Origin of the sequence: Nocardioides sp. (genome assembly GCF_041393715.1) — a bacterium.
GTDB lineage: Bacteria > Actinomycetota > Actinomycetes > Propionibacteriales > Nocardioidaceae > Nocardioides.
Genome location: NZ_JAWKJQ010000010.1, coordinates 1 through 25,013 on the forward strand (window position 1 = coordinate 1; position 25,013 = coordinate 25,013).

General features: G+C 73.4%; 23 protein-coding genes and 1 tRNA gene. 15 read left to right on the forward strand and 9 right to left on the reverse strand.

Going from position 1 to position 25,013, the window contains the following annotated elements:
• Positions 1-1,414 (reverse strand): penicillin acylase family protein (locus tag R2740_RS15225; protein ID WP_371303544.1); only part of this gene is annotated, 1,414 nt, incomplete at its 3' end.
• 107 nt (positions 1,415-1,521) lie between these two features.
• On the opposite strand from R2740_RS15225, the gene R2740_RS15230 reads away from it, so the two are divergent.
• The 3 genes from R2740_RS15230 (at position 1,522) to R2740_RS15240 (ending at position 2,993) form a co-directional block, all read left to right on the forward strand.
• Complete coding sequence (locus tag R2740_RS15230) at positions 1,522-1,884, forward strand: FmdB family zinc ribbon protein (protein WP_371303545.1); 363 nt, start codon at positions 1,522-1,524, stop codon at positions 1,882-1,884.
• Between the two features lie 61 nt (positions 1,885-1,945).
• A complete protein-coding gene (locus R2740_RS15235) occupies positions 1,946-2,593 on the forward strand; it encodes an SAF domain-containing protein (protein ID WP_371303546.1) in 648 nt (215 codons plus the stop codon).
• A 58-nt stretch (positions 2,594-2,651) separates the two neighbouring features.
• Positions 2,652-2,993 carry an MscL family protein gene (locus tag R2740_RS15240; RefSeq protein ID WP_371303547.1) on the forward strand — a complete coding sequence of 114 codons (342 nt, stop codon included), beginning with the start codon at positions 2,652-2,654 and terminating at the stop codon, positions 2,991-2,993.
• Between the two features lie 444 nt (positions 2,994-3,437).
• Here R2740_RS15240 and R2740_RS15245 read toward each other — a convergent pair whose 3' ends face one another.
• Positions 3,438-4,724, reverse strand: a complete 1,287-nt coding sequence (locus R2740_RS15245) for an LCP family protein (RefSeq protein ID WP_371303548.1) — start codon at positions 4,722-4,724, stop codon at positions 3,438-3,440.
• 136 nt (positions 4,725-4,860) lie between these two features.
• Here R2740_RS15245 and R2740_RS15250 point away from each other — a divergent pair.
• Positions 4,861-4,936: transfer RNA gene (locus R2740_RS15250), tRNA-Arg, on the forward strand.
• Positions 4,937-4,945: 9 nt separating this feature from the next.
• Here the strand turns inward: R2740_RS15250 and R2740_RS15255 are convergent.
• Both R2740_RS15255 and R2740_RS15260 read right to left on the reverse strand, forming a co-directional pair.
• Positions 4,946-5,332 carry a hypothetical protein gene (locus R2740_RS15255; protein ID WP_371303549.1) on the reverse strand — a complete coding sequence of 129 codons (387 nt, stop codon included), beginning with the start codon at positions 5,330-5,332 and terminating at the stop codon, positions 4,946-4,948.
• A gap of 39 nt (positions 5,333-5,371) precedes the next feature.
• Positions 5,372-6,571 (reverse strand): phytanoyl-CoA dioxygenase family protein, encoded by a 1,200-nt coding sequence (locus R2740_RS15260; RefSeq protein ID WP_371303550.1) that lies wholly within the window; start codon positions 6,569-6,571, stop codon positions 5,372-5,374.
• 226 nt (positions 6,572-6,797) lie between these two features.
• On the opposite strand from R2740_RS15260, the gene R2740_RS15265 reads away from it, so the two are divergent.
• On the forward strand, positions 6,798-7,841 hold the full coding sequence (locus R2740_RS15265; RefSeq protein ID WP_371303551.1) for a LacI family DNA-binding transcriptional regulator: 1,044 nt from the start codon (positions 6,798-6,800) through the stop codon (positions 7,839-7,841).
• A gap of 16 nt (positions 7,842-7,857) precedes the next feature.
• Here the strand turns inward: R2740_RS15265 and R2740_RS15270 are convergent, their stop codons facing one another.
• Entirely contained in the window at positions 7,858-9,039 is a 1,182-nt protein-coding gene (locus tag R2740_RS15270) for a trans-acting enoyl reductase family protein (protein WP_371303552.1), read from the reverse strand.
• A gap of 12 nt (positions 9,040-9,051) precedes the next feature.
• On the reverse strand, positions 9,052-9,663 hold the full coding sequence (locus R2740_RS15275) for a TetR/AcrR family transcriptional regulator (RefSeq protein WP_371303553.1): 612 nt from the start codon (positions 9,661-9,663) through the stop codon (positions 9,052-9,054).
• 81 nt (positions 9,664-9,744) lie between these two features.
• Between R2740_RS15275 and R2740_RS15280 the strand changes: the two genes are divergently transcribed.
• The 6 genes from R2740_RS15280 (at position 9,745) to R2740_RS15305 (ending at position 16,438) form a co-directional block, all read left to right on the forward strand.
• Positions 9,745-10,689 (forward strand): ABC transporter ATP-binding protein, encoded by a 945-nt coding sequence (locus R2740_RS15280; protein WP_371303554.1) that lies wholly within the window; start codon positions 9,745-9,747, stop codon positions 10,687-10,689.
• Between the two features lie 5 nt (positions 10,690-10,694).
• Complete coding sequence (locus R2740_RS15285) at positions 10,695-11,828, forward strand: ABC transporter permease (RefSeq protein WP_371303555.1); 1,134 nt, start codon at positions 10,695-10,697, stop codon at positions 11,826-11,828.
• Positions 11,825-12,979, forward strand: a complete 1,155-nt coding sequence (locus R2740_RS15290; protein ID WP_371303556.1) for an ABC transporter permease — start codon at positions 11,825-11,827, stop codon at positions 12,977-12,979. The genes R2740_RS15285 and R2740_RS15290 overlap by 4 nt, the downstream gene beginning before the upstream one ends.
• A gap of 99 nt (positions 12,980-13,078) precedes the next feature.
• Positions 13,079-15,130, forward strand: coding sequence for a beta-propeller domain-containing protein (locus R2740_RS15295; protein ID WP_371303557.1), 2,052 nt, complete (start codon positions 13,079-13,081; stop codon positions 15,128-15,130).
• 187 nt (positions 15,131-15,317) lie between these two features.
• A complete protein-coding gene (locus R2740_RS15300; protein WP_371303558.1) occupies positions 15,318-15,599 on the forward strand; it encodes a DUF2277 domain-containing protein in 282 nt (93 codons plus the stop codon).
• On the forward strand, positions 15,596-16,438 hold the full coding sequence (locus R2740_RS15305) for an NAD-dependent protein deacetylase (RefSeq protein ID WP_371303559.1): 843 nt from the start codon (positions 15,596-15,598) through the stop codon (positions 16,436-16,438). Before R2740_RS15300 ends, R2740_RS15305 begins: the two co-directional genes overlap by 4 nt.
• A gap of 61 nt (positions 16,439-16,499) precedes the next feature.
• Here the strand turns inward: R2740_RS15305 and R2740_RS15310 are convergent, their stop codons facing one another.
• Positions 16,500-17,186 carry a metal-dependent transcriptional regulator gene (locus R2740_RS15310; protein WP_371303560.1) on the reverse strand — a complete coding sequence of 229 codons (687 nt, stop codon included), beginning with the start codon at positions 17,184-17,186 and terminating at the stop codon, positions 16,500-16,502.
• A 72-nt stretch (positions 17,187-17,258) separates the two neighbouring features.
• Here R2740_RS15310 and R2740_RS15315 point away from each other — a divergent pair, with 72 nt between their 5' ends.
• From R2740_RS15315 to R2740_RS15325, 3 genes are read left to right on the forward strand one after another with little or no spacing between them, the layout of a single operon-like run.
• Positions 17,259-18,605: a deoxyribodipyrimidine photo-lyase gene (locus tag R2740_RS15315; protein WP_371303561.1), complete on the forward strand. Its 1,347-nt coding sequence runs from the start codon at positions 17,259-17,261 to the stop codon at positions 18,603-18,605.
• Positions 18,606-18,627: 22 nt separating this feature from the next.
• Positions 18,628-19,341, forward strand: a complete 714-nt coding sequence (locus R2740_RS15320; RefSeq protein WP_371303562.1) for a hypothetical protein — start codon at positions 18,628-18,630, stop codon at positions 19,339-19,341.
• A gap of 53 nt (positions 19,342-19,394) precedes the next feature.
• Complete coding sequence (locus tag R2740_RS15325; protein ID WP_371303563.1) at positions 19,395-21,008, forward strand: glycoside hydrolase family 13 protein; 1,614 nt, start codon at positions 19,395-19,397, stop codon at positions 21,006-21,008.
• A gap of 39 nt (positions 21,009-21,047) precedes the next feature.
• Here R2740_RS15325 and R2740_RS15330 read toward each other — a convergent pair whose 3' ends face one another.
• Both R2740_RS15330 and R2740_RS15335 read right to left on the reverse strand, forming a co-directional pair.
• Positions 21,048-21,488, reverse strand: coding sequence for a MarR family winged helix-turn-helix transcriptional regulator (locus tag R2740_RS15330; protein WP_371303564.1), 441 nt, complete (start codon positions 21,486-21,488; stop codon positions 21,048-21,050).
• A complete protein-coding gene (locus R2740_RS15335; RefSeq protein ID WP_371303565.1) occupies positions 21,485-23,116 on the reverse strand; it encodes an MDR family MFS transporter in 1,632 nt (543 codons plus the stop codon). Before R2740_RS15335 ends, R2740_RS15330 begins: the two co-directional genes overlap by 4 nt.
• 99 nt (positions 23,117-23,215) lie before the next feature.
• Between R2740_RS15335 and R2740_RS15340 the strand changes: the two genes are divergently transcribed.
• Entirely contained in the window at positions 23,216-24,853 is a 1,638-nt protein-coding gene (locus tag R2740_RS15340) for an asparagine synthase-related protein (protein WP_371303566.1), read from the forward strand.
• The last annotated feature ends 160 nt before the right edge of the window (positions 24,854-25,013 follow it).

Consider the following 25,013-nt stretch of genomic DNA (forward strand, 5'->3'; position numbering starts at 1 on the left):
GCGACACGGCGTAGTCGGTGCTCCCCAACGGCGCGGCGTTGGCCCCGACCGTGGCGAGCTCCTGGGAGACGTCGGAGAGCAGGGGTCCGTGGTCGGTCTCCCGGATCCGGAGCTCGAAGTCGTCGCCGCCGCGCACCGCGATCGTCTCGGTGCGCACCTTCAGCGGCTTCCAGGTCCGGCCACGGCGCCAGGTGTCGTCGCGCACCTGCTCGAGGTAGAGGTCGGTGACGTCGGGACCGAGGTTGGTGAAGCCCCAGGCGATGTCGGCGTTGTGGCCGATGATCACGCCCGGGACGCCGGAGAACGTGAAGCCGGCGACGTCGAGCGGGCAGTCGTCGTCGACCTGGCGGCAGTGCAGCCCCATCTGCATCCAGATCCCCGGGAGGCTGACCCCCAGATGCGGGTCGTTGGCGAGGATCGGGGAGCCCGTCTGCGAGTGCGCTCCGTCGACGACCCACGAGTTGGAGCCCAGCCCGGCGCCGCGGCCGAGCAGGGCGGGCAGCGCGGCCAACCCCTGCTGCAGGTCGTCGAGGCGCGCGAGGGCCGCTCGTGGGTAGGCGGGCCGGGCGGCGGCCGGTCGCGCGCCGGGGTCGAAGGCGCCGTCGACCACCGCGCCGGCGGTGACGATCGGCGCGTGGTCGGCGTAGGGATAGGACGGGAAGAGCTCGCGCACCTCGGCCGGCGTGTGGTCGACCGACGACAGCGCCCGGGCGATCTCGTCGGCCATGTTGCCCCGCAGGTCCCAGGCCATCGCCTTGAGCCACGCGAGCGAGTCGGCGGGGGTCCACGGCTCGGGCTCGTAGCGCAGCCCCTGGAGGCCGAGCAGCGTGTACTGCACCGCGATCTCGGAGGGCGAGTGCGTGTCGAGGTAGGCGTTGACGCCGTCGGCGTAGTCCTGCAGCAGCCGCCGGGTCTCCGGAGCGACCAGGGCGACCTCCTGCTCGGCCACCCGCCGCCACCCGAGGGTCCGGATGTACTTGTCGGTGTCGAGGGTCTGCTCCCCGAACAGCTCGGAGAGCCGGCCCGAGGTGACGTGCCGGCGCAGGTCCATCTCGAAGAAGCGCTCCTGGGCGTGCACGAAGCCCTGGGCCCGCATCAGGTCGTCGAGGGAGTCGCCGTAGAGCTGCGGGATGCCGTGGGCGTCGCGGACCACCTCCACGGTGCCGTCGAGGCCCGGCACCTCCAGGGTGCCGGCCGTCTGCGGGAGCGGCCGTCGGAGGACGACGACGCCACCCGCCACCGCCGCGACGAGGAGCAGCACCAGCGTCACCGCGACGTACGCCGACCACCGGGCGGGCCCCGGCCAGCGCCGGAAGCGCCGCCACCAGCCGAGGGGCGAGGGCCGGGCCGGGGCGGACGCAGTGGCGGGCGAGGTGGGCGACCCGGGGGTCGAGGGGGGCGGAGCGGTGGCCATGGTGGGCCCATTGTGCCCACCCCGCCCCTGCTTCGGGACCCGGGCTACACTTGGCACTCGCGGGCGTCGAGTGCCAGCCCGCGGACCCGGGACGAAAGGGTGGGAGCGTGCCGACCTACCAGTACGCCTGCACCGCGTGCGGGCACACCTTCGAGCAGGTCCAGAGCTTCCACGAGGACGCCCTGACCCACTGCCCGGAGTGTGACGGGCGGCTGCGGAAGGTCTTCAACGCCGTCGGCGTGGTGTTCAAGGGGTCCGGTTTCTACCGCACCGACTCCCGGTCGGGGTCCACCTCGTCGGTGCCGGCCGGCGGCTCGTCGGAGAGCTCGTCCGGCTCCGGCTCGTCCGGCTCCGGCTCGTCCGGCTCCGGCTCGTCCGGCTCCGGCTCCGGATCCGGCTCGTCCGGCACCTCCGGCACCGGCTCCTCCGGAGGCTCCTCCTCCGGGAGCTCGTCGACCACCGGCTCCTGACGCCGGGCGGCCCTGTGGAGGGCCGCCGCACCGACACCCGGGATCGGCCTAACGTCACCGGGTGACCACGACCGCCGACCGAGAGCAGCTGGCCCGGCGCCGCCGCCGACTCACCCGCCGACTGCGGCGGGCGGTGCTCGCGCGCCGCCGCCTGCTGGCCGCCGTCTGCGCGGCCGTCGCGGTGGTCGCCGCCCTCCGGGCCGTCTCCCCGCCGCCGCCCCGGCTGGTCGTCGTCCCCGCCGCCGCCCACGACCTGGCCGCCGGAGCGGTCCTCGGGCCCGACGACGTCGTGGCGCTGCGGCTGCCCGCCGACGCGGTGCCCGGGGGTGCGCTCGACGATCCGGTCGGGGCCACCCTGGCCGCACCGGTCCGCAGCGGTGAGCCGCTCACCGACGTCCGCCTCGTCGGCCAGCCGGGCAGCCGGCCACCGCCCGGACTGGTGGCCACACCGGTCCGGCTGCCCGACGCGGCGGCCGCCGGCCTGCTGCGTCCCGGCGACCGCATCGACCTGCTGGCCACCGACGCCCGCCGTGGCCGCACCTGGCAGGTCGCCTCGGATGCGCTGGTGCTGCAGACCCCGGCCGCCGACGAGACCACCGCCGGACCGCTGGGGGGCCGCGTCGTGCTGCTCGGAGTTCCCGTCTCATCAGTCGAGAAGGTGCAGGGGGCGGCCGTCGCGCTGTACCTCGGCTACACCTACAGCGATTAGGCTTCCGCTGTCCGATCCGACGCGGCCTCCCGGGGAGCCGCTCACAAGGAGACACCACATGAGTGGATTCAAGAATTTCGTCCTGCGCGGCAATCTCGTGGACCTCGCGGTGGCGGTCATCATCGCCACCTCGTTCGGTGCAGTCGTGACGACGTTCACCAACTGGCTCACCGCGCAGATGCCGGAGAGCGCCAGACACGTCTTCTCCAACAAGGAGAACACCTTCGGCGCCTTCCTCAACGCCGTGATCGCGTTCCTGATCCTCGCCGCCGTCGTCTACTTCTTCGTCGTCGTGCCCTACACCAAGGCGCGCGAGCGGTTCTTCCCCGAGGAGGCCTCCGGCCCGACCGAGGTGCAGCTGCTCACCGAGATCCGTGACTCGTTGGCCACCAAGGCCTGAGAGCACTCCCACGAGGGCCCGTCCGGGAGACCGGGCGGGCCTTCGTCGCGTCCGGACGCCACCACGCACCGCCGGGGTCGCCCCCGGCCTCCGGGGTTGTGTGTCTCAACCGTCGTCGTCGCCGCAGGCCCAGACCACGACCCGATCCCGGGGATCTGTGGCGCCTGGTCGTGTGCTCGCCCCCGCGTGGAGTACGACGGCTCAGACACACGACCCGGTCAGCCGTGGTGCGGCGGCACCTGGGCACGCAGCCAGGCGTCGGACGCCGACTCGGCCTCGTCGGGGCCGACCCGGCCGCTCCCGGTGGCCGCTCGTCGCCGGTGGTCTCGGGCAGGACGTCACCGAAGACCTCGGCCAGCCGCCTGCGCCGCTGCCAGTCCTGCTGGTCGGCCGGCTCCACGGGCACCGGTGGTCCCGCGTCGTGGCGAGCATCGTCGGCCGCGGTCACGTGCACAGCCCAGCCGCGGCAGCGGCCTGGTCGGCCTGGTCCGTCGGGGTCGCCGACGGAGAGGCGCTGGCGCTGCCGTTCTTGTTCTTCTTGTTCTTCGTCTTCTCCTGGCCGTCCGGCGGGCGGGCCGCGGAGATCGCGTCGACGGTCAGCCGCCGGGTGAGCGGCTTGTCGAGGGCGATCCGGCGCCACACCACCTTGGCCTCGGGCGCCCACACACGGTTGGGGTTGCTGGGGTCGACGGTCCACGGGATGGTGAGGAACTGGATGTTCGACGGGTTGATGTTGCGGAACTCGATGCCCAGCTTGGCGATCTTGCCCATGTTGGACAGCCCCGGATCGACGGTGAGCGACTTGGTCGCGGCGTTGAGGAAGCCGAGCAGGCGGGTCGGGCTGGTCAGGGTGCCCGCCGACAGCACCTTGTTGGACATCGACGCCACGAAAGCCTGCTGCCGCTTGAGGCGGCCGATGTCGGAGCCGTCGCCGACGGCGTACCGCTGGCGGACGTAGGACAGCGCCTGCCGGCCGGAGATCTCCCGGGTGCCGGCCTCGAGGTAGATGCCGTGGGAACGGTCGTCGATCGTCTCGGGGATGCAGACCTCGACGCCGCCGACCGCGTCGACCATCTCCTGGAAGCCGTTGAAGTCGACGGTGACGTAGTGGTCGACCAGGATCCCGGTCAGCTGCTCGAACTGCTGGATGGTGCAGGCGGGGCCGCCGATGGCGAACGCGGCGTTCCACATCTGGTACGACGCCGCGGGGATCGCGCCCTTGTCGCAGGCCGGCCGGTCGACCATCGAGTCGCGCGGGATGCTGATCCCATAGGCATGCTCGCGGTCGGCCGACAGGTGGACCAGGATCGTGGTGTCCGAGCCACCCTCACCGGCCTGGTTGTCGATGTTGTTGCCCTCGCCCTGGCGGGTGTCGGTGCCCATGATGAGGATGTTGAGAGGCTCCTTGGGGCCCTCCACCTTCTTCTTCTCCGGGCGGTTCTGGAGGTCCTGGCTGTAGTCCGCGACGTTGAGGTTGCCCGACAGGTGCCGGAACGAGTAGACCACCGTCAGGCCGGTCACCATCGCCAGCGCGAGCGTCGTCACCGCCAGCACGCGCGCGACCGTGTGACGCTTCTTGACCTTGCCGCGCCGCTTGGGCTTGCCGTTGCCGGCACCCTCGTCGTCGGCGTCGTCGGCGTCGTCGAGGACGTCGGCCTCCTCGTCGGGGTCGACGACAGCATCCGGCTGGTCGACGGCCGCGGCGTCGTCGACCCACGGCTCGTCGGGCATGAACGGGTCCTCGGGGGGTAGGTCAGGCTGACGGTCGGCGTACCGACCACCGCTCCATGATGGAGCCTCAACCTGAGAATCCCCAAAGCCGCGCGGGCCCCCGGCGGCGCCGAGGCTCGTGACAAGATGGCCGCCGGCCCCAGTAGCTCAGCGGATAGAGCAGCCGCCTCCTAAGCGAAAGGTCGCAGGTTCGACTCCTGCCTGGGGCACCATCCGCGGTGTCAGTCGCGGCGCTCCTCGACCGCCTTCTTGACCAGCACCAGCGGCAGCAGCAGGGCACCGATCAGCGAGACCACCCAGACGATCAGCGTGGCGAGGATCCAGGTGGTGACTCCGGTGATGCTGAGCCCGTCGGAGACGGCGGCGGTGATGAGCAACGCGACGAGGGTGGCGATCAGCGCCACGCCGCCGCGCAGCGCGGGCACCTTGGTCATCGCCATCTGCGTCAGGAACGGCTGGGCGATGGCATAGACGACGGTGAAGACCACCACCGCGACGATGAACGCCGAGGCGGAGAGCTCCATCCTGTCGCCCAGGACGAGGGCCGCCACGATCAGCCCCAGCGCGTTGGACAGGACGATCAGCAGCCCGATCAGCATGCGCACCATGGGCGGCACGCTACTCCAGCAGCGCGCGTTCGGGAATGCTCAGCGGGGCGTGGCGACCGCGGAGCTGCGCCGCTGGTCCTGGGCCGCGAGGGCCTCTGCGAGCCGTCCCTCGTCCCAGTCCTCCGCGAGGGCCTGGCGCACCAGGTCGGCCTGACTGGCGGGCGCCATCGAGCCGACGGGCTGGTCGAGGTCGAGGTTGGTCGGGAACGGGTAGCCCTCGGCGGCCGCGGTGACGACGCGGTCGAGGGCGCGCCGGTCGGCCCCGGCGGCGGCCCAGCGGCGCAGTACCGGATAGACCGCGGCGACGACCGCCCGGGTGTCGACGGTCTCCATCGCCCGCCCGAACGCCGACGAGACCTGGAGCAGGTTGGCCATCCGCCGGACGTCGGTGGTCCGGTTGGTGCCGGCGCCGTGGAACAGCGCGGGGTTGAAGAAGACCGCGTCGCCCTTGGCCAGCGGCAGCTGGACGTAGTGGTCCTCGAAGTACGCCGTGAACGCGGGGTCGTGGAACGCGACGTAGCCCGCGGCGTACTTCTGCGAGTGCGGGAGATAGAGCGTCGGCCCGGTCTCGACGGGCATGTCGACGTGGGCGACCGCGCCCTGGAGGGTGAGGGCGGGCGACAGCGCGTGCACCTGGGCGGGGAACGCGCGGGCCTGGTCGAGGTCCATGAAGCCGAGGTGGTAGTCGCGGTGGGCGACCTGCGCCTGGCCGCCCGGGTTGACCACGTTGACCTGCGAGGTGACCTGGTAGTGCGGGCCGAGCCAGGCCTCGCTGACCAGCGCCAGGGTGTCGTTGGCGTAGTAGTCGGCGAAGAGCTCCGGCTCGGCGACGGCCAGCTTGTCGAGCGCGCCCCAGACCCGGTCGTTGGCACCCGGCTCGGCGAAGTGGTCGCCGCGGGTGCCACCGTCGGCCTTCTCGCGCTCGATCAAGCGGAGGAAGGCCTCCGTCGCCCGGTCGACCACGCCCCGCTCGAACGCGTCCTTGAAGACGACGATCCCGGGGCCCTCGAGCAGCGCGTGTGCGAGCTCGGCCTGGACGGCCGGTCGGCTCGCCGGGTCGGCCGCGGCGGCGCGCAGCCGGTCGCCGTACAGGAGGACGCCCTGGACCACCTCGTCGGCGTGGGGGTACGCCGTCGCGTCGGTCTCCTGCTCCACGACGGCCCGGAACTCGGCCAGGTCGCAGTCGTGGGCGTCGTACCAGCCGGTGGTGATCCTGGCCGGGTGGGTGGTGGTGGTCATGGCGGTCCTCCGGGTGGGGTGCGGTGGGTCGACGTTTGGCCCCAAACGTCGCGATTTCGCGACATTTGGCTGCAGTTTGTGCCCAATCGGCGACACTTCGCGCGCGACCGATGGCCTCGACGCTAGTGCCGGGAGGCCTCGACCCGAGCCCCCGAAATGCCTCATGATCGCCTCATCCCGGGCACCGCCCCACCCACCCGGCCACCCATCCCACCCAGGAGCCACCGTGCCGCGTCGCCGCCACCGGGTCACCGACATCGCCGCCCAGGCGGGCCTGTCGCGGGCCACCGTCGACCGGGTGCTGCACGGCCGCGAGGGGGTGCGGCCGGAGACGGTGGCCCAGGTCGAGCGGGCGATCGCGGAGCTCGACCGGCAGCAGGGGCAGGTGCTGCTGTCGACCCGGGCGGTGCTGCTCGACCTGGTGATGCAGGCCCCCGACCGGTTCGCCTCGCAGAGCCGGGCGGCCCTCGAGACGGAGCTGGCGGCGATGCGTCCCGCGGTGCTGCGGGTGCGCTCCCACCTGGCCGAGCGGAGCGACCCGCAGGCGGCCGCGCAGGCCTTGGCCAAGATCGCGCGCCGCGGCTCCGACGGCGTGATCCTCAAGGCACCCGACCACCCGCTGGTCGTCGCGGCGGTGGCCCGGCTGGCCGAGGCCGACATCCCCGTGGTCACCTTCGTGACCGACCTGACCGACAGCCGGCGGGTGGCCTACGCCGGCGTCGACAACCGAGCGGCGGGGGCGACGGCGGCCTACCTCGTCACCCGGATGTCACGGGGTCGCGGGACGGTCCTGGTGACCACCAGCAGCTCGTTCTTCCTGGGCGAGGAGGAGCGGGAGGCCGGGTTCCGGTCGACGTTGGCCGACCTCGCACCGGGTCGCCCCGTCGTCACGATCACCGACACCGACGGGCTCGACGCGACGCTGCTGGGCGCCGTGGCCGACGCACTGGACGCCCACCCCGACCTGGACGCCGTCTACTCCCCCGGCGGTGGCAACGCGGCGACCTTCGCCGCCTTCGACGCCGCCGGCCGCAGACCCTCGGTGTACGTCGCCCACGACCTCGACGCCGACAACCGCCGGCTGCTGCGCGGCGGCCGGCTGTCCGCGGTCCTGCACCACGACCTGCGTGCCGATCTGCGGCGCGCCAGCCGCCTGCTGCTGCAGGCGCGCGGTGTGCTGCCCGGCAGCCCGGTCAGCCTGCCGTCGGCGGTGCAGGTCGTGACGCCGTACAACGAGCCGCCGGGGCTTCTCGGGTCGGGCACCGCCTGAGCCGGGGAGACCCTGCTCAGTCGACCACCTCGAACCCCAGCCCGCCGGCCACCAGCCTCGCGGTGAGGGACTCACCCATGGCCACCGCGGTGGTCACCTGTCCGGCCACCTCCGGGTTGTCGTCGAGCGCCAGGCACATCGCAGACTCGCCGAGCATCATCGCCGTCTCGCCGTAGCCGGGGTCGCCGCCGGTGACCCGGGTGTGGACGGCGCCACCGTCGGCCTCCGCCACGAAGTCGACGCTGAACCACGACCGCGAACGCCGCTCCTCGTCGGGACCCTCACCGGCCTGCAGCTGCCTGCCCACGAGGTCGCGCACCGGACCGACCTGGGCCGCCAGGCCGAGCGCGCCGGCGCCGACGGCGGCACCGGCCGCCCACGGCAGTGAGGCGAAGCCGGCGTAGTGGGTGTAGCGGAAGTCCGGACCGTACGCCGGCAGCGCGCGCCCGCTGCGCGCCACCACGAGCGGGTCGAGCAGCGGCAGGGGGAGCAGCCAGAGCCCCAGCTCGGCGTCCCGGTGAGGTGTGCCCGGCACCGCCCGCGACGAGCGGCCCTCCGGGCGCGGCTCGACCTTCCGCCGGGCCGACGAGGCGGCTCGCGCCTGCCGCATCCGCGACATCGCGGTCAGCGCGGTCTGGAACGTCCCACCCGACGGGCGCCCGCCGGCGCGGACGACGCCGCGCATCGTGATCGGGACGTCGTCGGGCAGCTGCGCCACCGTGAACAGGGCGCCGAGGTCGTGGGGCACCGAGTCGAAGCCGCAGGCGTGCACCAGCCGCGCGCCGGTGCGCTCCGCGGTCGCGTGGTGGGCGACGTACATCCGGTCGACGAACTCCGGCTCGCCGGTGAGATCGGCATAGTCCGTGCCGGCCGCGGCGCACGCGGCCACCAGCGGCTCGCCGTACTCCAGATAGGGCCCGACGGTCGTCGCCACCACCGCGGTGCGGCGCGCGACCTCCGCCAGCGAGTCGGGGTCGGCGGCGTCGGCGACCAACAGCGGGAGCTCGTCCGCCCCGTCACGGAGCCCGGCCACCCGCTCCCGGACCGCCGCGAGCTTGTCGGGGTTGCGGCCGGCCAGCCCCCAGCGCAGCCCCGGCGGGGCATGCCGGGCGAGGTAGTCAGCGGTCAGCCCACCGGTGAAGCCGGTGGCCCCGAACAGCACGACGTCGAGCTCGCGCTCGGAACCGGAGGCGGCCATGGCGTCATCGTGTCATGGCTGTCGCGGCGGGATCAGGCCCACGGTGGCCCGGTGCAGCCCGGCCTCGAGGAAGGCCACGGGGATGGCCGGCTCGGTGACCGAGAGGCTGGCGAAGCCATGGACGATCGCCCACAGCGAGAACGCCGCCAGGTTGACGTCGCCCACCGGGTGCCCCGCGGCGGCGGCCCGCTCCAGGTCGCGGACCAGGTCGCCGAGGCCGGGGACGTCGTGGAAGTCGGGCGACGCCCCGGGGTCCGGCGCCTCCGGGGCATCGGGGTCGCTCAGGTCGAGGCGCGTCATGAACAGCACGCGGTAGGCCGCCGGGTGCTCCCGAGCCCAGGTGAGGTAGGCCAGGCCCCGAGCCCTCAGATCCTCGCGCGGGTCGTCGGTGGTCGGCGTCATCGCCTGCAGGTCTGCGGAGAAGTCGGCGTACTGCGCCCGGCACGCCTCCCAGAGCAGGTGCTCCTTGGTGGGGAAGTAGTAGTAGAGGGCGGGCGGCGAGCAGCCGACGGCGGACACCACCGCGTCGATGGACACCAGGGCCGGGTCCAGCCGCTCTCGCAGCAGCGCGGTGGTGGCGTCGAGGATGTCGGCGCGCAGCTGGCCGGGCGGGCGACGGGCCATCCGAACACCTCCGTTGCGCTCTATAGTCCAGTTAAGTTAGTGTCACTATAGACCCGCGGAGCAACCGCCAGGAGCGTTCCGATGACCCAAGCCACGCTGTCCGTCCAGGGCCTGCGCAAGTCGTTCGGTGACCTGCACGCCGTCGACGACCTGTCCTTCGAGGTCGCACCCGGGGAGACGTTCGGCCTGCTCGGTCCCAACGGCGCCGGCAAGACCACCACCATCTCGATGATCTGCGGCCTGCTGGACGCCGACGCGGGCGAGGTCAGCGTGGAGGGCACCCCGATCCGCACCGGGAGCATCAAGGGGCGGGAGCTGATCGGCTACGTCCCCCAGGAGATCGCGCTCTATCCGGAGCTCAGCGGGCGCGACAACCTGGTGTTCTTCGCCCGGCTCTACGGCCTGCGAGGCGCGGAGGCGAAGGCACGCATCGACGAGACGCTCGAGGTCGTGGGCCTGACCGACCGGGCCGACGACCGCACCAAGGACTACTCCGGCGGCATGCAGCGCCGCCTCAACATCGCGGCGGGGATGCTCCACCAGCCCCGGCTGCTGATCCTCGACGAGCCGACCGTCGGCATCGACCCGCAGAGCCGCAACGCCATCCTCGAGGCGGTGGCCGCGCTCGGCGAGTCCGGCATGAGCGTGCTCTACACCACGCACTACATGGAGGAGGCCGAGCGGCTGTGCCGCCGGGTCGGGATCGTCGACCACGGGCGGCTGCTGGCGCTGGGGACCCGCCGAGAGCTGGTCGCGCTGGTCGAGGAGCACGACCGGATCACCGTGAAGGTGACCGGCCAGGCCGCCTCGGCCGCCGACGCGCTGAGGACTCTTCCCGACGTGCTCCAGGCCACCGCACCCGACGACCAGACCGTCGAGTGCATGGTCGCGACCGCCTCGGCGCTCCTCCCGCGCCTGGTCACCGAGCTCGACCGGGCCGGCGTCGGCATCGTCGACCTGCGGGTCGCCGAGCCCTCCCTGGACTCGGTCTTCCTGCACATCACCGGCACCGCCCTCAGGGACTGAGCGCCGTGCACGTCTGGACGCTCTTCTGGCGGGACATGCGGGCCCGGCTCCGCGACCGGTCGGCGATCGTGCTGGCCCTGCTCGCCCCCGCGGCGCTGGTGACCGTGATGTCCTTCCTGGTCGAGGGGCCCGACGTGCAGCAGGTCCCGGTCGGCTTCGTGGCGGCCGACGCGCCGGTCTCGCAGGCCCTCGAGTCCGGCCCCCTGGCCTCGCTGGAGGCCGACGACACCCTCACCGTGACGGCGTACGACGACGAGGCGGCGCTGCGCACCGCGATCGCCGACGGCGACGTCGACGCCGGCGTCGTCGTCAGCGCCGACGGAGGTGCCGTCACCGTCCTCACCGACCCGGGCGCCCCGATCGCCAGTGCGATCCTCGAGTCGGTCAGCAGGTCGACCGCGCTCACCGTCGACGGGGTCGGTCAGGCCGTGCTGGCCACCCAGTCGCTCGGTGGCACCGCCGACCCGGCCACCGTGGTCCAGCGGCTCACCGACTCCTCCGCCGCGGCGGGCGTGGTGGACGCCACCGAGGGCGCGGACGCGATCGACCCGAAGACCCAGCTCGCCGCCGGCATGGCGACGTTCTTCCTGTTCTTCACCGTGCAGTTCGGCGTGCTCGGGCTGCTCGAGGAGCGCCGCGAGAAGACCCTGGCTCGGATCCTGGCCGCCCCTGTGCCGCCCTGGCAGCTGCTGGCCAGCAAGGTGCTGGTCAGCTTCGTCCTGGGGCTGGTGTCGATGGCGTTCATGGTCGGCTTCTCGAGCCTGCTGCTGGGAGCCGACTGGGGCAACCCGCTGGGCGTGGCCCTGCTGGTGGTGAGCGGCGTGCTGGCGGCGGTGGCCACGGTGAGCCTCGTCGCCGGCCTCGCCCACAGTCCCGAGCAGGCCGGCGCGATGCAGGCCGGGGTCGCGCTGGTGCTGGGGATCGTGGGCGGGTCCTTCTTCTCGATGGCCCGTGCGGGCGGCCCCGCGGCGGTGGCCACCAAGCTGACGCCGCACTACTGGTTCAACGAGGGGCTGGTCCGGATGACGGGCGGTCAGAGCTGGACAGCCGTCGCCGGACCGGTCGCCGCCCTGCTGCTCTTCGCCGCGGTCGTGGGCATCCCCGGGCTGGTCCTGGCGCGACGGACGATGCGGCCATGAGCGCGACCACCGGCGACACCGTGCTCGCGATCACCCGGGCCAACCTGCGGCGGTTGGTCGCCGACCGGTCCAACCTGTTCTTCCTCGTGGTCCTGCCACTGCTGATCGTCTTCGCCCTCGGTGTGGCCATCGGTGGGTCCGCCGGCGACACCCGGATCGGCGTGGTGGACACCGACCCCAGTGACCTCTCCCGCTCGGTGACGGCCAGGATGGCCGAGCTGCAGAACGTCGAGCTGGTCGAGGTCGGCTCGGCCGCCGGCCTGCGCGACGATGTGGCCCGGCGGACCCTCGACGCCGGCTGGGTCGTCGAGACCTCGGAGGGGCACACGACGTTCCGCTGGCTCTCCTCGGGCGACGGGCAGGACCTGGAGCTGCGCTCGGTCTTCGGCGCCACGGTCCAGGAGGCCGGCGTCCACGAGCGGGTGGTCGCGCTGGTGTCCGACGACACCGGCGCCGCCGCCGAGGCCGCAGCGAGGGCCGTGTCGGCCGCCGCCGCGGCCACGCCTCCGACGGTCGTCGACGTCGAGCAGATCGGCGAGGACGGCGACACGGTGGCCGGCATCCAGGCCGTGGTGGCCTCGGGCCAGCTCACCCTGTTCATCTTCCTGACCTCGCTCAACGGCGCGGCCTACCTGCTCACGACGCGCCAGCTCGGCGTCACCCGCCGGATGCGCGCCGGGCCGTCGACGGTCTCGGCGATCGTCGCCGGCGAGGCGCTCGCCCGCTTCGTGGTCGCGCTGCTGCAGGCCGCCATCGTGTTCTTCGGGAGCCTGTTCCTCTTCGGCGTCGACTGGCACGCACCGGGCGCGGTCTGGGCACTGTGCGTCGGCATGGCCCTGGTCGGCACCGGCGGCGCCATGCTGCTCGGCACCATCGGCCGCAGCCCGCAGCAGGTCGGCGCGCTCGGCCTGCTGCTGTCGCTGGTGCTGGCGGCCCTCGGCGGCTCGATGCAGCCCCTGGAGTTCTTCCCCGACGGGCTGCGCCGGATCGCGTTCCTCACTCCGCACGCGTGGATGAACGACGCCCTCTGGCGGATCCTCGTCGACGGCGACGGGCTCGCGCAGGTCTGGCCCAACGTCCTCGTCCTGGTCGGCGCGGGCTCCGCGCTGCTGGCAGCCGCCTCGGTGGCCCTGGCGCGCACCCTGCGCTGACCCCTCGGGCCCGCCCGGCACGAGCTCGGGCGCACGAGGGAACCCCGGGCAGCCCGGCCGCGTCCCATCACGGTCAGCAGTCACGACCGAGGGGGAACGATGGCGACCAGGGCGGGAGCACGGGTGGGACTGGCGGCGACGGCGCTCGCCGGGTCCTTCGTGGCAGGCATGGTGGTGGCCCAGACGGGCGGTGGCCAGGTGACCGACCCGGTGCGGCTCACCCATGCCGCGCTCCGGCCCGCGAGCTCGTGCGAGGAGCTGCGGCAGTGGTTCGTCGACCGCGCCCTCGACCAGGTCACCGCCTGGGGCTGGGGCGACCCCTACCCCGTCTACTACGCGGACGACCTCTCCTTCGGCGTCGGAGAGGCGGGCGGGCCGGTCCCGGCGGCCGGGGCCCGCACGGAGGAGGTCGGCAGCAGCGAGACCGGCACCAACGTGCAGGAGGCCGGTGTCGACGAGCCCGACACCGTGAAGACCTCCGGCCACCTGATGGTCACCGTCGACGGCGACGTCCTCACGACGTACGACGTCTCCGGCGACGCGCCCGTCAGGCTCGGCCAGGTGGTGCTGCCCGGGGTGGACAGCGCCGAGATCCTGCTCTCCGGCGACACCGTCGTGGCGGTCGGCCCGGAGCGTGGGGCGGCGACGCGTCGGGCACTGCCGGGGCGGCCCTTCCCGGGCCTGCTCCAGGGGACCCGGCTGACCGTCGTCGACGTCGGCGACCCGAGCGACCCCACCGTCAGCGACACCCGGGTCTTCGATGCCGAGACCGTGGCGGTGCGACTGCACGGCGACGTGGTCCGGGTGGTGCTGAGCTCCGGGCTGCCCGACCTCGACTTCACCTCCCCCTCGGGCGGCCGCTGGTCGCAGTGGCGGGCCCGGGCCCACAACCGCGCCGTGGTGCGCGAGTCGACGATCGAGGACTGGCTGCCCACCGTCAGCGACGGGGGCCGGACGACCGCGGCAGACCTGGTCGACTGCGCCGACGTCGCGCTCCCCGACGCCGGGAGGCGACCGGGGCTCACCACGGTGGTCGCGTTCCCCGCCGACCGGCCGGAGGCGGCGGAGACCACGGCGGTGGCCGGCGACGCCCGGACGGCGTACCTCTCGACCGACCGGCTCTACCTCGCCAGCAGCCCGTGGACCGCCGGCTGGATCCCCGGCCCGATGCCGGTGGAGCCGCTCCCCGAGGTCCGGTCGGACGCGCTGACCGAGCCCGAGATGACGCCGGAGGACGAGGCGTCGCTCGACGACATGCCGATCGACCCGGTGCCCAGCGCCGTCGACCCCCGGCTCATCGCCCCGGCGTCCACCCCGACGAAGTCGGCCGACGACGCCTACGACACCCGGCTCTATGCCTTCGCGCTCGACGGGACCCACACCGACTACCTCGCCTCCGGGCGGGTCCGCGGTCAGATCGCCGACCGCTGGGCGATGGACGCCGTCGACGGCACCCTGCGGGTGGCCGTCGGCCCCACCGACGGCACCGCGAACGCCAACGCGGTCGTCACCCTCGCGGAGCAAGGCTCCGACCTGGTGGAGATCGGCCGCGTCGACGGTCTGGGCGTGGGCGAGCAGATCAAGTCGGTCCGCTGGTTCGACGACCTGGCCATCGTGGTGACGTTCCGGCAGACCGACCCGCTCTACGCCGTCGACCTCGGCGACCCGGCCGCCCCGCGGCTGCTGGGCGAGCTGAAGATCCCCGGCTTCTCGGAGTACCTCCACCCGATCGGTGACGAACGGCTGCTCGGCGTCGGGCAGAGCGCCACCCTGCGCGGCCAGGTCACCGGGGCCCAGCTCGCGCTGTTCGACGTCTCCGACCTGACCTCGCCCACCCGCCTCGACGTCGCGTCCCTGGGCAGGCAGACCTCGGCACTGGCCGGCCAGGACCCGCGCCAGTTCACCTGGCTGCCCGACCGAGACACCGCCCTCACCGTGGTGTCCGACTGGCGCACCGGCCGCGGGTCGGTGGTCATCGCCACCGTCGACGGTGACCGGCTGCGGACCCGCACCGTCCAGGTCACCGACGCCGAGGGCGACGCCGGCCCGGGCGGCCTGGTCCGGGGCGCCTCCGGGGTCCGCCTGGTCCCGCTCGCCGATGGCAGGGTCGTGCTCTGGACCGGCGCCCGGGTCTCCTTCCTCTCCCTCTGACCCGTCCCGCCGACCACCGCGAACCGGCACTCCCGTCCCCGACATGCGGGAAATGGCCCCACGAGATGCGGGATCCGGCCCCACGAGATGCGCAAGATGGCGGGGCGAGATGCGGGATCCGGCCCCACGAGATGCGCGGAGTGGCGACACGGGGCCACGTCGGGCACCCCGGCGTACCCTCGACCGCATGTGTCGCAACATCCGCACCCTGCACAACTTCGAGCCACCGGCGACCCGTGACGAGGTCTCCGCGGCCGCCCTCCAGTACGTCCGCAAGGTCAGCGGCGCGACCCGGCCCTCCCAGGCCAACCAGGCGGCGTTCGACGCGGCCGTCGCCGAGGTGGCGGCGACCACCCAGTGGCTGCTCGACCAGCTGGTGACCACCGCGCCGCCCAAGGACCGCGAGGTCGAGGCGGCCAAGGCCCGAGCCCGCGCGGAGGCGAGGTACGCCCGGGTGAGCCGCGCATGACCCTCACGTCGTACGACGCCACGGCCGCGGCGCTCGACCTGCTGGCCGGGCGCCCCCTGGTCGTGCTCACCGGCGCGGGCCTGTCGACCGACTCGGGCATCCCGGACTACCGCGGGCCCGGGTCGACGGCGCGCACCCCGATGACCTACCAGGAGTTCGTCAGCGGGCCTCCCGCACGACAGCGCTACTGGGCACGGTCCCACCTCGGCTGGGCCCGGATGCACCAGGCCGACCCCAACCCCGGGCACATGGCGCTGGCCGGCCTCGACGGTGCCGGCGCCCTGCGCCTGCTCATCACCCAGAACGTCGACGGCCTCCACGAACGGGCCGGCAGCACCACCCTGGTCGCCCTGCACGGCCGGATCTCCGAGGTCGTCTGCCTCGGCTGCGGGGCGGTCACGGAGCGGAGCGCGCTCCAAGACCGGATGGGCCGGCTCAACCCTGGCCACCTCCAGCGCTTCGCCGACGTGCTCGCCCGACCCGACGGCGACGTGGAGCTGGAGGAGACCTCCGACTTCGTGGTGCCGGCGTGCGAGAGCTGCGGCGGGGTGCTCAAGCCGCACGTGGTGTTCTTCGGGGAGAACGTCCCCGCCGACCGCGTCGAGCGCTGCTTCGCCGCGGTCGACGCGCTGGGCGACGAGGGCGGCGCGCTGCTGGTGGCCGGCTCGTCGCTGGCGGTGATGAGCGGGCTGCGCTTCGTGCGGCGGGCTGCCCGGGCCGGCGTACCCGTGGTGATCGTCAACCGGGGCGCCACCCGCGGCGACGAGCTGGCCGACCTCCGCCTCGACGTCGGCTGCTCGGACTTCCTGCCGGCGCTGGCGGCTCAGGCTCGCCGATAGTCCGCTACGTTCGGCACCGGTCGCCCGGCCCCGAGTGGTGCGGAACGTAGCGGACTATCGCTCAGAGGCGCTTGACGAAGATGTGCTCGGCCGCGGTCACGTCGATCTCCGCGGTCTCGCCGCCGGAGCCGACGAGGATGCCGTCCTCGGTGGTGGACACCGCGACGGTCTTGTCGGGCAGCGCGCCGATCCGCCGCAGGGTGCTCATCAGCTCCTCGTCTTTCTGCATCTCCTCGGAGATCCGGCGCACCAGCACCCGGGACCGCTGCCCGCGCGCGGCCTGCGAGAGCGCCACGACACCGTCCATGAAGTCCTCACCGACCTGCGACTGGCCGAGCTCGTCGAGGCCCGGGATCGGGTTGCCGTACGGCGACTCGGTGGGGTTGTCGAGGAGCTCGAGCAGCCGGCGCTCGACGTTCTCGGACATGACGTGCTCCCACCGGCACGCCTCCGCGTGCACCAGCTCCCACTCGAGACCGATCACGTCGGTGAGGAGCCGCTCGGCCAACCGGTGCTTGCGCATCACCCGGGTCGCCAGCCGCATCCCCTCGGCCGTCAGCTCGAGATGACGGTCGCCCTCCACGGTGACCAGCCCGTCGCGCTCCATCCGGGCCACCGTCTGGGACACCGTCGGTCCCGACTGGTGCAGCCGCTCCGCGATCCGGGCCCGGAGCGGGACGATCCCCTCCTCGACCAGCTCGTAGATGGTGCGGAGGTACATCTCCGTGGTGTCGATGAGGTCGCTCACGCGGCACATTGTTACTCATCCGCCGTCAGCGTGCAGGCCCACCTGACGGGGGTGCTGGCAGAGTGGGCGTCGATGGCCTCTCCGACCGCTGCCGTGATGTGGTTCCGCCGCGACCTGCGACTGGGCGACAACCCGGCACTGCTCGAGGCCTGCTCCGACGGCGCCGTGCTGCCGCTCTTCGTCGTCGACGACGCGCTGTGGCGGCCCAGCGGCTCACCCCGTCGGGTCTACCTCGCCGCCTCGCTGCGCGCGCTCGACGAGAGCCTGCGCGAGCTGAGCGGGCGGTTGGTCCTCACCCACGGCGATCCGGTCAGCCGGGTCGTGGCCGCCGCTCGCGAGGTGGACGCCCGGCGGGTGCACATCGCCGCCGACTACGGCCCCTACGGCGCGCGTCGCGACGAGGCCGCCGAACGGGCGCTGGCCGAGCACGACATCGAGCTGGTCCGCACCGGGTCGCCGTACGCCGTGGCGCCGGGGCGGGTGCGCAACCAGGAGGGCAACGCCTATCGCGTCTACACGCCGTTCTCGAAGGCCTGGGCGGCCCACGGCTGGCGCGGGCCGGTCGACGCGCCTCGGCACTCGACCTGGTTGGAGATGTCCCGCTCGGCACAGCTGCCCGACCCCGGCCTGCGGGCGGAGATGGAGCTGCCGGAGGCGGGCGAGCAGGCCGCGCGGCGCCGGTGGCGGGAGTTCTTCGACTCCTCGGTCGACGACTACGCCGCCGACCGCGACCGGCCCGACCTCGACGCCACCTCGCGGCTCTCGGTGCACCTGAAGTGGGGCGAGATCCATCCACGCACCCTGCTCGCCGACCTCGGTCGCAAGCGGTCGAAGGGCGCCGAGACCTTCCGCAAGGAGCTCGCCTGGCGGGAGTTCTATGCCGACGTGCTGTTCCACCGCCCCGACTCCGCGCGCGACTACCTGCGGTCCGAGTTCGCGCGGATGGACTACGACGACCCCGGCGAGCAGCTACAGGCCTGGAAGGACGGCCGCACGGGCTATCCCATCGTCGACGCCGGCATGCGCCAGCTGGCCCGGACCGGCTGGATGCACAACCGGGTCCGGATGATCGTCGCGTCCTTCCTCGTCAAGGACCTCCACGTCGAGTGGCAGCACGGTGCCCGGCACTTCATGGAGCACCTCGTCGACGGCGACCTCGCCTCCAACCAGCACGGGTGGCAGTGGGTCGCCGGCTGCGGCACCGACGCGGCGCCCTACTTCCGGATCTTCAACCCGACCACCCAGGGCCGGCGGTTCGACCCCGACGGCGACTACGTGCGACGGTGGGTGCCGGAGCTGGCCGACGTGGCCGACCCGCACGAGCCCGGCCAGGTCGCCGGCTACCCCGCGCCGATCGTCGACCACGCCACCGAGCGCGACGAGTCGCTGGCGCGCTACGAACGGATCCGGGCGACATGACCGACACGAGGGAGGCGCTCGGGTGAAGGTGCTCGTGGTCCCGCGGAGGTTCCGCGGTCCGGCCGAGTCCGGCAACGGCGGGTGGACGGCCGGCGCGCTCGCCGAGCTGCTGGGCGAGGGCGACGCGGTGGAGGTGACGCTGCGCATGCCCCCGCCACTGGAGCTCGCGATGCCGGTCGAGCCCGCCGACGGGCGGCTGACCGCCCGGCTCGAGGAGCGGGCCGTCGCCGAGGCCCGTGCCGTCGCCGACGGGCTGGTGGCCGTCGAGGCGGTGCTTCCCGAGGTCGCCCGCGCCGCGGAGACGACGTACGCCGGCCTGCGCAGCCACCCGTTCCCCACCTGCTTCTCCTGCGGCACCGGCCGGGAGCCCGGCGACGGCCTGCGGATCTTCCCGGGCTTCGTCGCGGCCAACCGGGTCGCCGCCACCTGGACGCCCGACGACTCCGTCGCCGACCCCGACCGACCCGGACGGGCCACCGGACCGGTGACCTGGGCGGCGCTCGACTGCGTCGGCGGCTGGGCTGCCGACGTCGCCGACCGGCCCATGGTGCTCGGCCGGATGACCGCCGCCGTCGACGCCCTCCCCCACGTCGGCGACCGGCACGTCGCCGTCGGCGAGGTGCGCGGCACCGACGGGCGCAAGACCTTCACCGCCAGCACGCTCTACGACCCCGACGGTCGCGTCGTCGGCCGCGCCGAGCACGTGTGGATCACCATCGACCCGTCCACGTTCTGACGCGACGCGGTCCCGCCTTGACGCAGCCCCGGCCCCTCCCGAAGGATGCTCGCGTGTCGCATGTGAACGATCCACAGCCCACGCCGTGGTGGCGTCACGCGGTGGTCTACCAGGTCTATGTCCGCTCCTTCGCCGACAGCAGCGGCGACGGCATCGGCGACCTCGCCGGCATCACCGCCCACCTGACCCACGTCAAGGACCTGGGCGCCGACGCCGTCTGGCTGACGCCGTTCTACACCTCACCGCAGCACGACCACGGCTACGACGTCGCCGACTACCGCGACGTCGACCGGCTCTTCGGCACCCTCGACGACGCCGACCGACTCATCGCCCGCGCCCATGAGCTCGGCCTGAAGGTCGTCGTCGACCTGGTGCCCAACCACACCTCCTGGGACCACGCGTGGTTCCGGGCCGCCCTCGCCGCCGAGCCCGGCTCGCCCGAGCGCGCCCGCTACCTCTTCCGCACCGGCCGGGGCGAGCACGCGGAGCTCCCTCCCAACAACTGGCAGTCGGTGTTCGGCGGGCCGGCCTGGACCCGCGTGGGCGAGACCGACCAGTGGTACCTCCACCTGTTCGACACCAGCCAGCCCGACCTCGACTGGCGCAACCCCGAGGTCAACGCGATGTTCCAGGACGTGCTGCGGTTCTGGCTCGACCGCGGGGCCGACGGCTTCCGCGTCGACGTCGCCCACGGACTGCTCAAGGAGGAGAGCCTGCGCGACCAGACCCGCGAGGCTCCCTCGATCGCGGCGGCCGCGCAGCACCACGAGGAGCCCGACCGCTTCCAGGTCGGCGCCCACGAGGTCGACGAGCCGATGTGGGACCAGCCCGAGGTGCACGACGTCTACCGCACCTGGCACCCGATCCTCGAGGAGTACGGCGCCATGGCGGTCGCCGAGGCATGGACCCGCAGCCCGGCCCACACCGCGGCGTACGTGCGCGCCGACGAGCTCCAGCAGACCTTCAACTTCGACTGGCTGCTGGCCGACTGGGACGCCGCCGCGTTCCGCCGGGTCATCACCGACACGATCGAGGCGACGCGCGCCGTCGGCGCCTGGCCCACCTGGGTGCTCAACAACCACGACGTCGTCCGCAGCGTGACACGCTACGGCGGCGGCCCGACCGGGCTGGCCCGCGCACGAGCCGCCGCGCTGGCCACCCTGGCCCTGCCCGGGGCGGCGTACCTCTACCAGGGCGAGGAGCTCGGCCTCCCCGAGGTCGACGTGGCACCGGAGCACCGCCAGGACCCCTCGTGGTTCCGCACCGGGAAGCCGGGCCGTGACGGCTGCCGCGTCCCGATGCCGTGGAGCGGCAGCGCGCCGCCGTACGCCTTCGGGCCCGGTCCGGGTGCTCCCTGGATCCCGCAGCCTGCCGACTGGGGTCCGCTGACGGTGGAGCGGCAGCACGGCGACCCGAGCTCGACGTTGGAGCTCTATCGCCGGGCGCTGCGGCTGCGGCGGGAGTTCGCGACCGACGCCGCCGGCGCCGAGGTGGAGCTGCTCGACCTCGGCCCGCAGGTGCTGGCGTTCCGGCACGGAGCCCTGACCGCGGTCGTCAACTGCGGCGCGACGGAGGTGCTGCTGCCCGACGGCGTGCCCCTCCTCAGCAGCGGCCCGCTCGACGGGCACCGGCTGCGCCCCCACACCGCGGCCTGGCTGCGCGGCTGACACCATCCGCGGGTCCGCCGGCGGCCGCCGCCCTGGTGGCTAGTCGGCCAGCGCCGCGTTGTAGCGGCCGAGGACGGACACGAAGCCCCTGAGGTCGTCCTCCGTCCAGTCCGAGAGCCGGTCGGCCAGCAGCTTGCGACGCTGCCCGGACACCTCGACCAGGGCCTCACGCGCCGACTCGCTGACCGCCACCAGCTGGGCCCGGCCGTCCTCGGGGTCGGGCCGCCGCTCGACGAGTCCGAGGTCGAGCAGCTGGCGGACCTGACGGCTGACCGCGCCCTTGTCGACACCGAAGGTCTCCACCAGGCAGGAGGAGCGCATCGGGCCGTGTTCGAGCAGATGCCCGAGGAGCAGGTACGACGCCCCGGTCAGGTCCGGGTGGACCGCGCGGGCCCGGTCGGCCACGACCCGGCGCAGCCGGTGCAGCAGCACCCCGAACTCGCCCTCGAGGCCGCCCATGAGGTCGTCGCGCTGACTCACCGCACGCCTCCGGGCTGGTCGACGCCGAGCTCGGCGGACACCTCGGGCGCCAGCTCGTCGTCCTTGAGGATGGTGGTCCGCAGCGGCACCTCCCGGATCAGCAGCACCGCGCCCAGCGCGAGCACGGCGAACGGCACCGCGATCAGGAACAGGTCACCGGTCGCCGCGCCGAAGGCGTGCTCGAAGAGCGCCCGGACCGGCGCCGGCAGCGTCGCCAGGTCGGGGATCGTATGGCTCTCGTTCGAGCTCGTCGCGACACCCATCTGCTGCAGGCCGGAGGTCACGGTCGCGGCGACCCGGTGGCTGAGCACGGCGCCGAGCGCCGAGACCCCGATCGAGCCGCCCATCGAGCGGAAGAACGTCACCACGGCACTGGCCGCGCCCATGTCGGCGTGCGCGGCGTTGTTCTGGACGGCGAGCACGAGGTTCTGCATCGTCGCCCCGAGCCCGAGCCCGAGCACCGCCATGAAGACGCCGACCTGCCACAGGGCGGTCTTCTCGTCGATGGTCGACAGCAGCGCCATGCCGGTGATGACCAGCACCATGCCCCCGACCAGGAACCGCTTCCAGCGTCCGGTGCGGGTGATGGTGCGCCCGGACACGATGCTGCTGACGAGCAGACCGCCGACCATGCACACCGACATCAGCCCGGCGTGGGTGGGCGACATGCCGCGGGCGAGCTGGAAGTACTGCGAGAGATAGACCGTCGCGCCGAACATCGCGACGCCGACCAGCACCGAGGCGACCGTCGCCAGCGCGGTGGTGCGGTCGCGGAAGAGCCGCAACGGGATCACCGGCTCGCGGGCGAACCTGGCCTCGACGAGGACCGCCGCCGCCACGACGAGGAGGCCGGAGGCGACGAGGGCGAGGCTGGTGCCCGAGGTCCAGCCGAACTGGTTGCCGGCCAGCGAGACCCACACCAGGAGCAGGCTGACGCCGCCCACGAGCAGGGTGGCGCCGAGGTAGTCGATGTGCACCTCGCGACGCACCACGGGCAGGTGCAGGGTCCGCTGCAGCACCACGAAGGCCAGCGCCGCGAACGGCAGGCCGACGTAGAAGCACCAGCGCCAGCCGACGCTGTCGACCAGCACGCCTCCGACGAGCGGACCGGACACCGTGGCCAGCGCGAAGGTCGCCCCGATGTAGCCGGCGTAGCGCCCCCGCTCGCGCGGCGACACCATGCTCGCGATCACCACCTGCACGAGCGCGGTGAGGCCACCGACGCCGAGGCCCTGGACGGCACGGGCGCCGATCAGGACGCCCATCGACGGCGCGGTCGCGGCGATCAGGGAGCCGACGGAGTAGATCACCAGCGCCGACTGGACGAGCAGCTTCTTGGAGAACTGATCGGCCAGCTTGCCCCAGATCGGGGTGGTGGCCGTCATCGTGAGCAGGGTCGCGACGACGACCCAGGTGTAGCCGGTCTGGCTGCCGTGGAGGTCGGTGACGATGCGCGGGAGCGCGTTGGACACCACGGTGCTGGACAGCATCGCGACGAACATCGCGAGCAGCAGCCCGGTGAGCGCCTCGAGCACCTCGCGGTGGGTCATCGGCGCGAGCGCGGTCGGGGCGGCGTCCCCGGAGGACGCCGTCGGTGCGGGCGGCGCGGAGGGCTGGGTGGCGGTCACTCGGTCTTCTTCCACGAGGTCGGAGGTGGTTGTCGCCGGCAACCTTATCCGGATTGGTTGTCGAAGGCAACTTGTCGGGTCGAGGTTATGCTGCCCGGCGTGGTCGCCGTCCGGTCGCATCTCGGCGGTTCGTCGCGCCCTGACGTGGTGGCCGCCCTCGGCCGACCCGACCCCACGCTGACCGGCCGCCTGCTGGCCGCCTCCCCCGGCCTCGGACCCGTCGTGGCGACCCCCGCCCTGCAGGTGTGGGGCGGCCCCGGGCTGGCGACCTGGACCGCGGGAGACACCCGCGGCTGGACCTGGGCGGCGTCGGCGCCCGAGGTGCGCCCGACGTCGTGGCAGAGCGCCGCCAACGAGGCGTGCGCCCCGGGAGTGACGGTGTGCACGGACGGCGGGGTCGTGCATGCCGACGGACTGGCCCTGCAGGACCTCTACGCGCGCCGGGTCGGCGACGCGGTCTACCTCAGCACCCGGCTGCACCCCCTGATGGTGCTCGACGACGGACCGCTCACCCCCGACGTCAGCGCCTGGGGAGCCATCCTGACCGTCGGCGCACCCGTCGGCGCCGCGACGCCGGTGCGGGAGGTACGCCGGCTCACCGCGGGCGAGGCCTGGACGGTGACCGCCCACGGCACGCTCGCCCGCCGCACCGCGCCGCCCCTGTGGGACGACGTACCGTCGACGCCGACGAAGCCGGCCGAGATGACCGAGGTGATCGCCGCGGCGATCCCGGCCGGCGACGACCCCCTCGTGGTGACCCTCAGCGGCGGCTGGGACTCGCGCGTGCTGACCTCGCTCGCCCTGCGGCGCGGGCATCCCGTCGAGGCCTGGACGACCTACCAGTACCACCCGCGGGAGAAGGACCTGGTCTGGGCGGTGCGGGTCGCCGACTCACTCGGCGTCCCGCAGCGGATGGTGCTCCCGCACGGCCGCGACTGGGCGGCTCACCAGGCGGCCGTGCGCCGCCGGCTCGACTTCCAGACCTGGATGCACACCTGGATCTTCGCGCTCACCGAGGAGCTGCGCGGTCAGCCGCTCCCGGTCGTCGACGGGGGCTACGGAGACCTGCTGCTGCGCGCCGACATGGCCGGCAAGGCGGCCGCCGGCGAGCTCCCCTGGCCGTCCTCCCTGTTCTTCGGCATGGGCGGCAAGCGCCTCGACTTCGTGTCCACGCAGGCCGCGCCACTGCTGCTCGACGCCACCATGGCGGCGTACGCCGAGCTGGCCGCGACGGTGGCCGACCGGCCCAACCGGGAAACCCTGCTGCAGCTGCTCACCCGCCAGAACCGGGCCGTCACCTCGGCCGCGCGGCAGCTGGTCGGCCCGGAGACCGAGGTGTGGATGCCCTTCACGCACCCCGCCGTCGTCCGCGCCGCGCTCTCGGTGCCGCTCGCCGACAAGCAGCAGCACGCCTACTACCGCGAGGTGCTCGACACCGCCTGCGGCCCCGAGGGCCTGCTGCGCTCCAGCAACGACCGTGGCGCCCACCGACAGAAGATGCAGGGCGCGTTCCTCCAGCCGGCGATGATCACCTCGCTGATGGACACCGTGCGGCGCAGCGAGCGGGCCCGCTCCCTGCTCGGGCCCCTCGTCGCCGGGGCGATGGAGGGCGACGACGGTCCCACCATCCTGCGCCGGCGGCTGCGCCCGGTCGACACGCTCGCCTGGGCCGCGCTGCTCGCCGACTTCGAGCAGGAGTACGCCGACCGGCTCGACTGGTCCGCGTGGCCCCTGTGACCGAACGCAGCGACCCGCAGGCGTTGACGTCCACGACATGGTCGTGGGACGCCGTCCGGGGGACGTTCCCGGATCGCCTGCGGGTCGGGTGACTGCGATGGATTCGCCAGCGCGTGGCCCAGTCGAAGCTCGCGCACCGGCCGGGCGCTGCTAGCGGGCA

What these genes read in the sequence shown, in the direction of transcription:
- R2740_RS15270 (WP_371303552.1), bottom strand. Translation starts at nt 9,039, where the DNA reads ATGGCCGCCTCCGGTTCCGAGCGCGAGCTCGACGTCGTGCTGTTCGGG.
- R2740_RS15245 (WP_371303548.1), bottom strand. Translation starts at nt 4,724, where the DNA reads ATGCCCGACGAGCCGTGGGTCGACGACGCCGCGGCCGTCGACCAGCCG.
- R2740_RS15300 (WP_371303558.1), top strand. Translation starts at nt 15,318, where the DNA reads ATGTGTCGCAACATCCGCACCCTGCACAACTTCGAGCCACCGGCGACC.
- R2740_RS15255 (WP_371303549.1), bottom strand. Translation starts at nt 5,332, where the DNA reads ATGGTGCGCATGCTGATCGGGCTGCTGATCGTCCTGTCCAACGCGCTG.
- R2740_RS15275 (WP_371303553.1), bottom strand. Translation starts at nt 9,663, where the DNA reads ATGGCCCGTCGCCCGCCCGGCCAGCTGCGCGCCGACATCCTCGACGCC.
- R2740_RS15260 (WP_371303550.1), bottom strand. Translation starts at nt 6,571, where the DNA reads ATGACCACCACCACCCACCCGGCCAGGATCACCACCGGCTGGTACGAC.
- R2740_RS15315 (WP_371303561.1), top strand. Translation starts at nt 17,259, where the DNA reads ATGGCCTCTCCGACCGCTGCCGTGATGTGGTTCCGCCGCGACCTGCGA.
- R2740_RS15305 (WP_371303559.1), top strand. Translation starts at nt 15,596, where the DNA reads ATGACCCTCACGTCGTACGACGCCACGGCCGCGGCGCTCGACCTGCTG.
- R2740_RS15290 (WP_371303556.1), top strand. Translation starts at nt 11,825, where the DNA reads ATGAGCGCGACCACCGGCGACACCGTGCTCGCGATCACCCGGGCCAAC.
- R2740_RS15295 (WP_371303557.1), top strand. Translation starts at nt 13,079, where the DNA reads ATGGCGACCAGGGCGGGAGCACGGGTGGGACTGGCGGCGACGGCGCTC.
- R2740_RS15240 (WP_371303547.1), top strand. Translation starts at nt 2,652, where the DNA reads ATGAGTGGATTCAAGAATTTCGTCCTGCGCGGCAATCTCGTGGACCTC.
- R2740_RS15280 (WP_371303554.1), top strand. Translation starts at nt 9,745, where the DNA reads ATGACCCAAGCCACGCTGTCCGTCCAGGGCCTGCGCAAGTCGTTCGGT.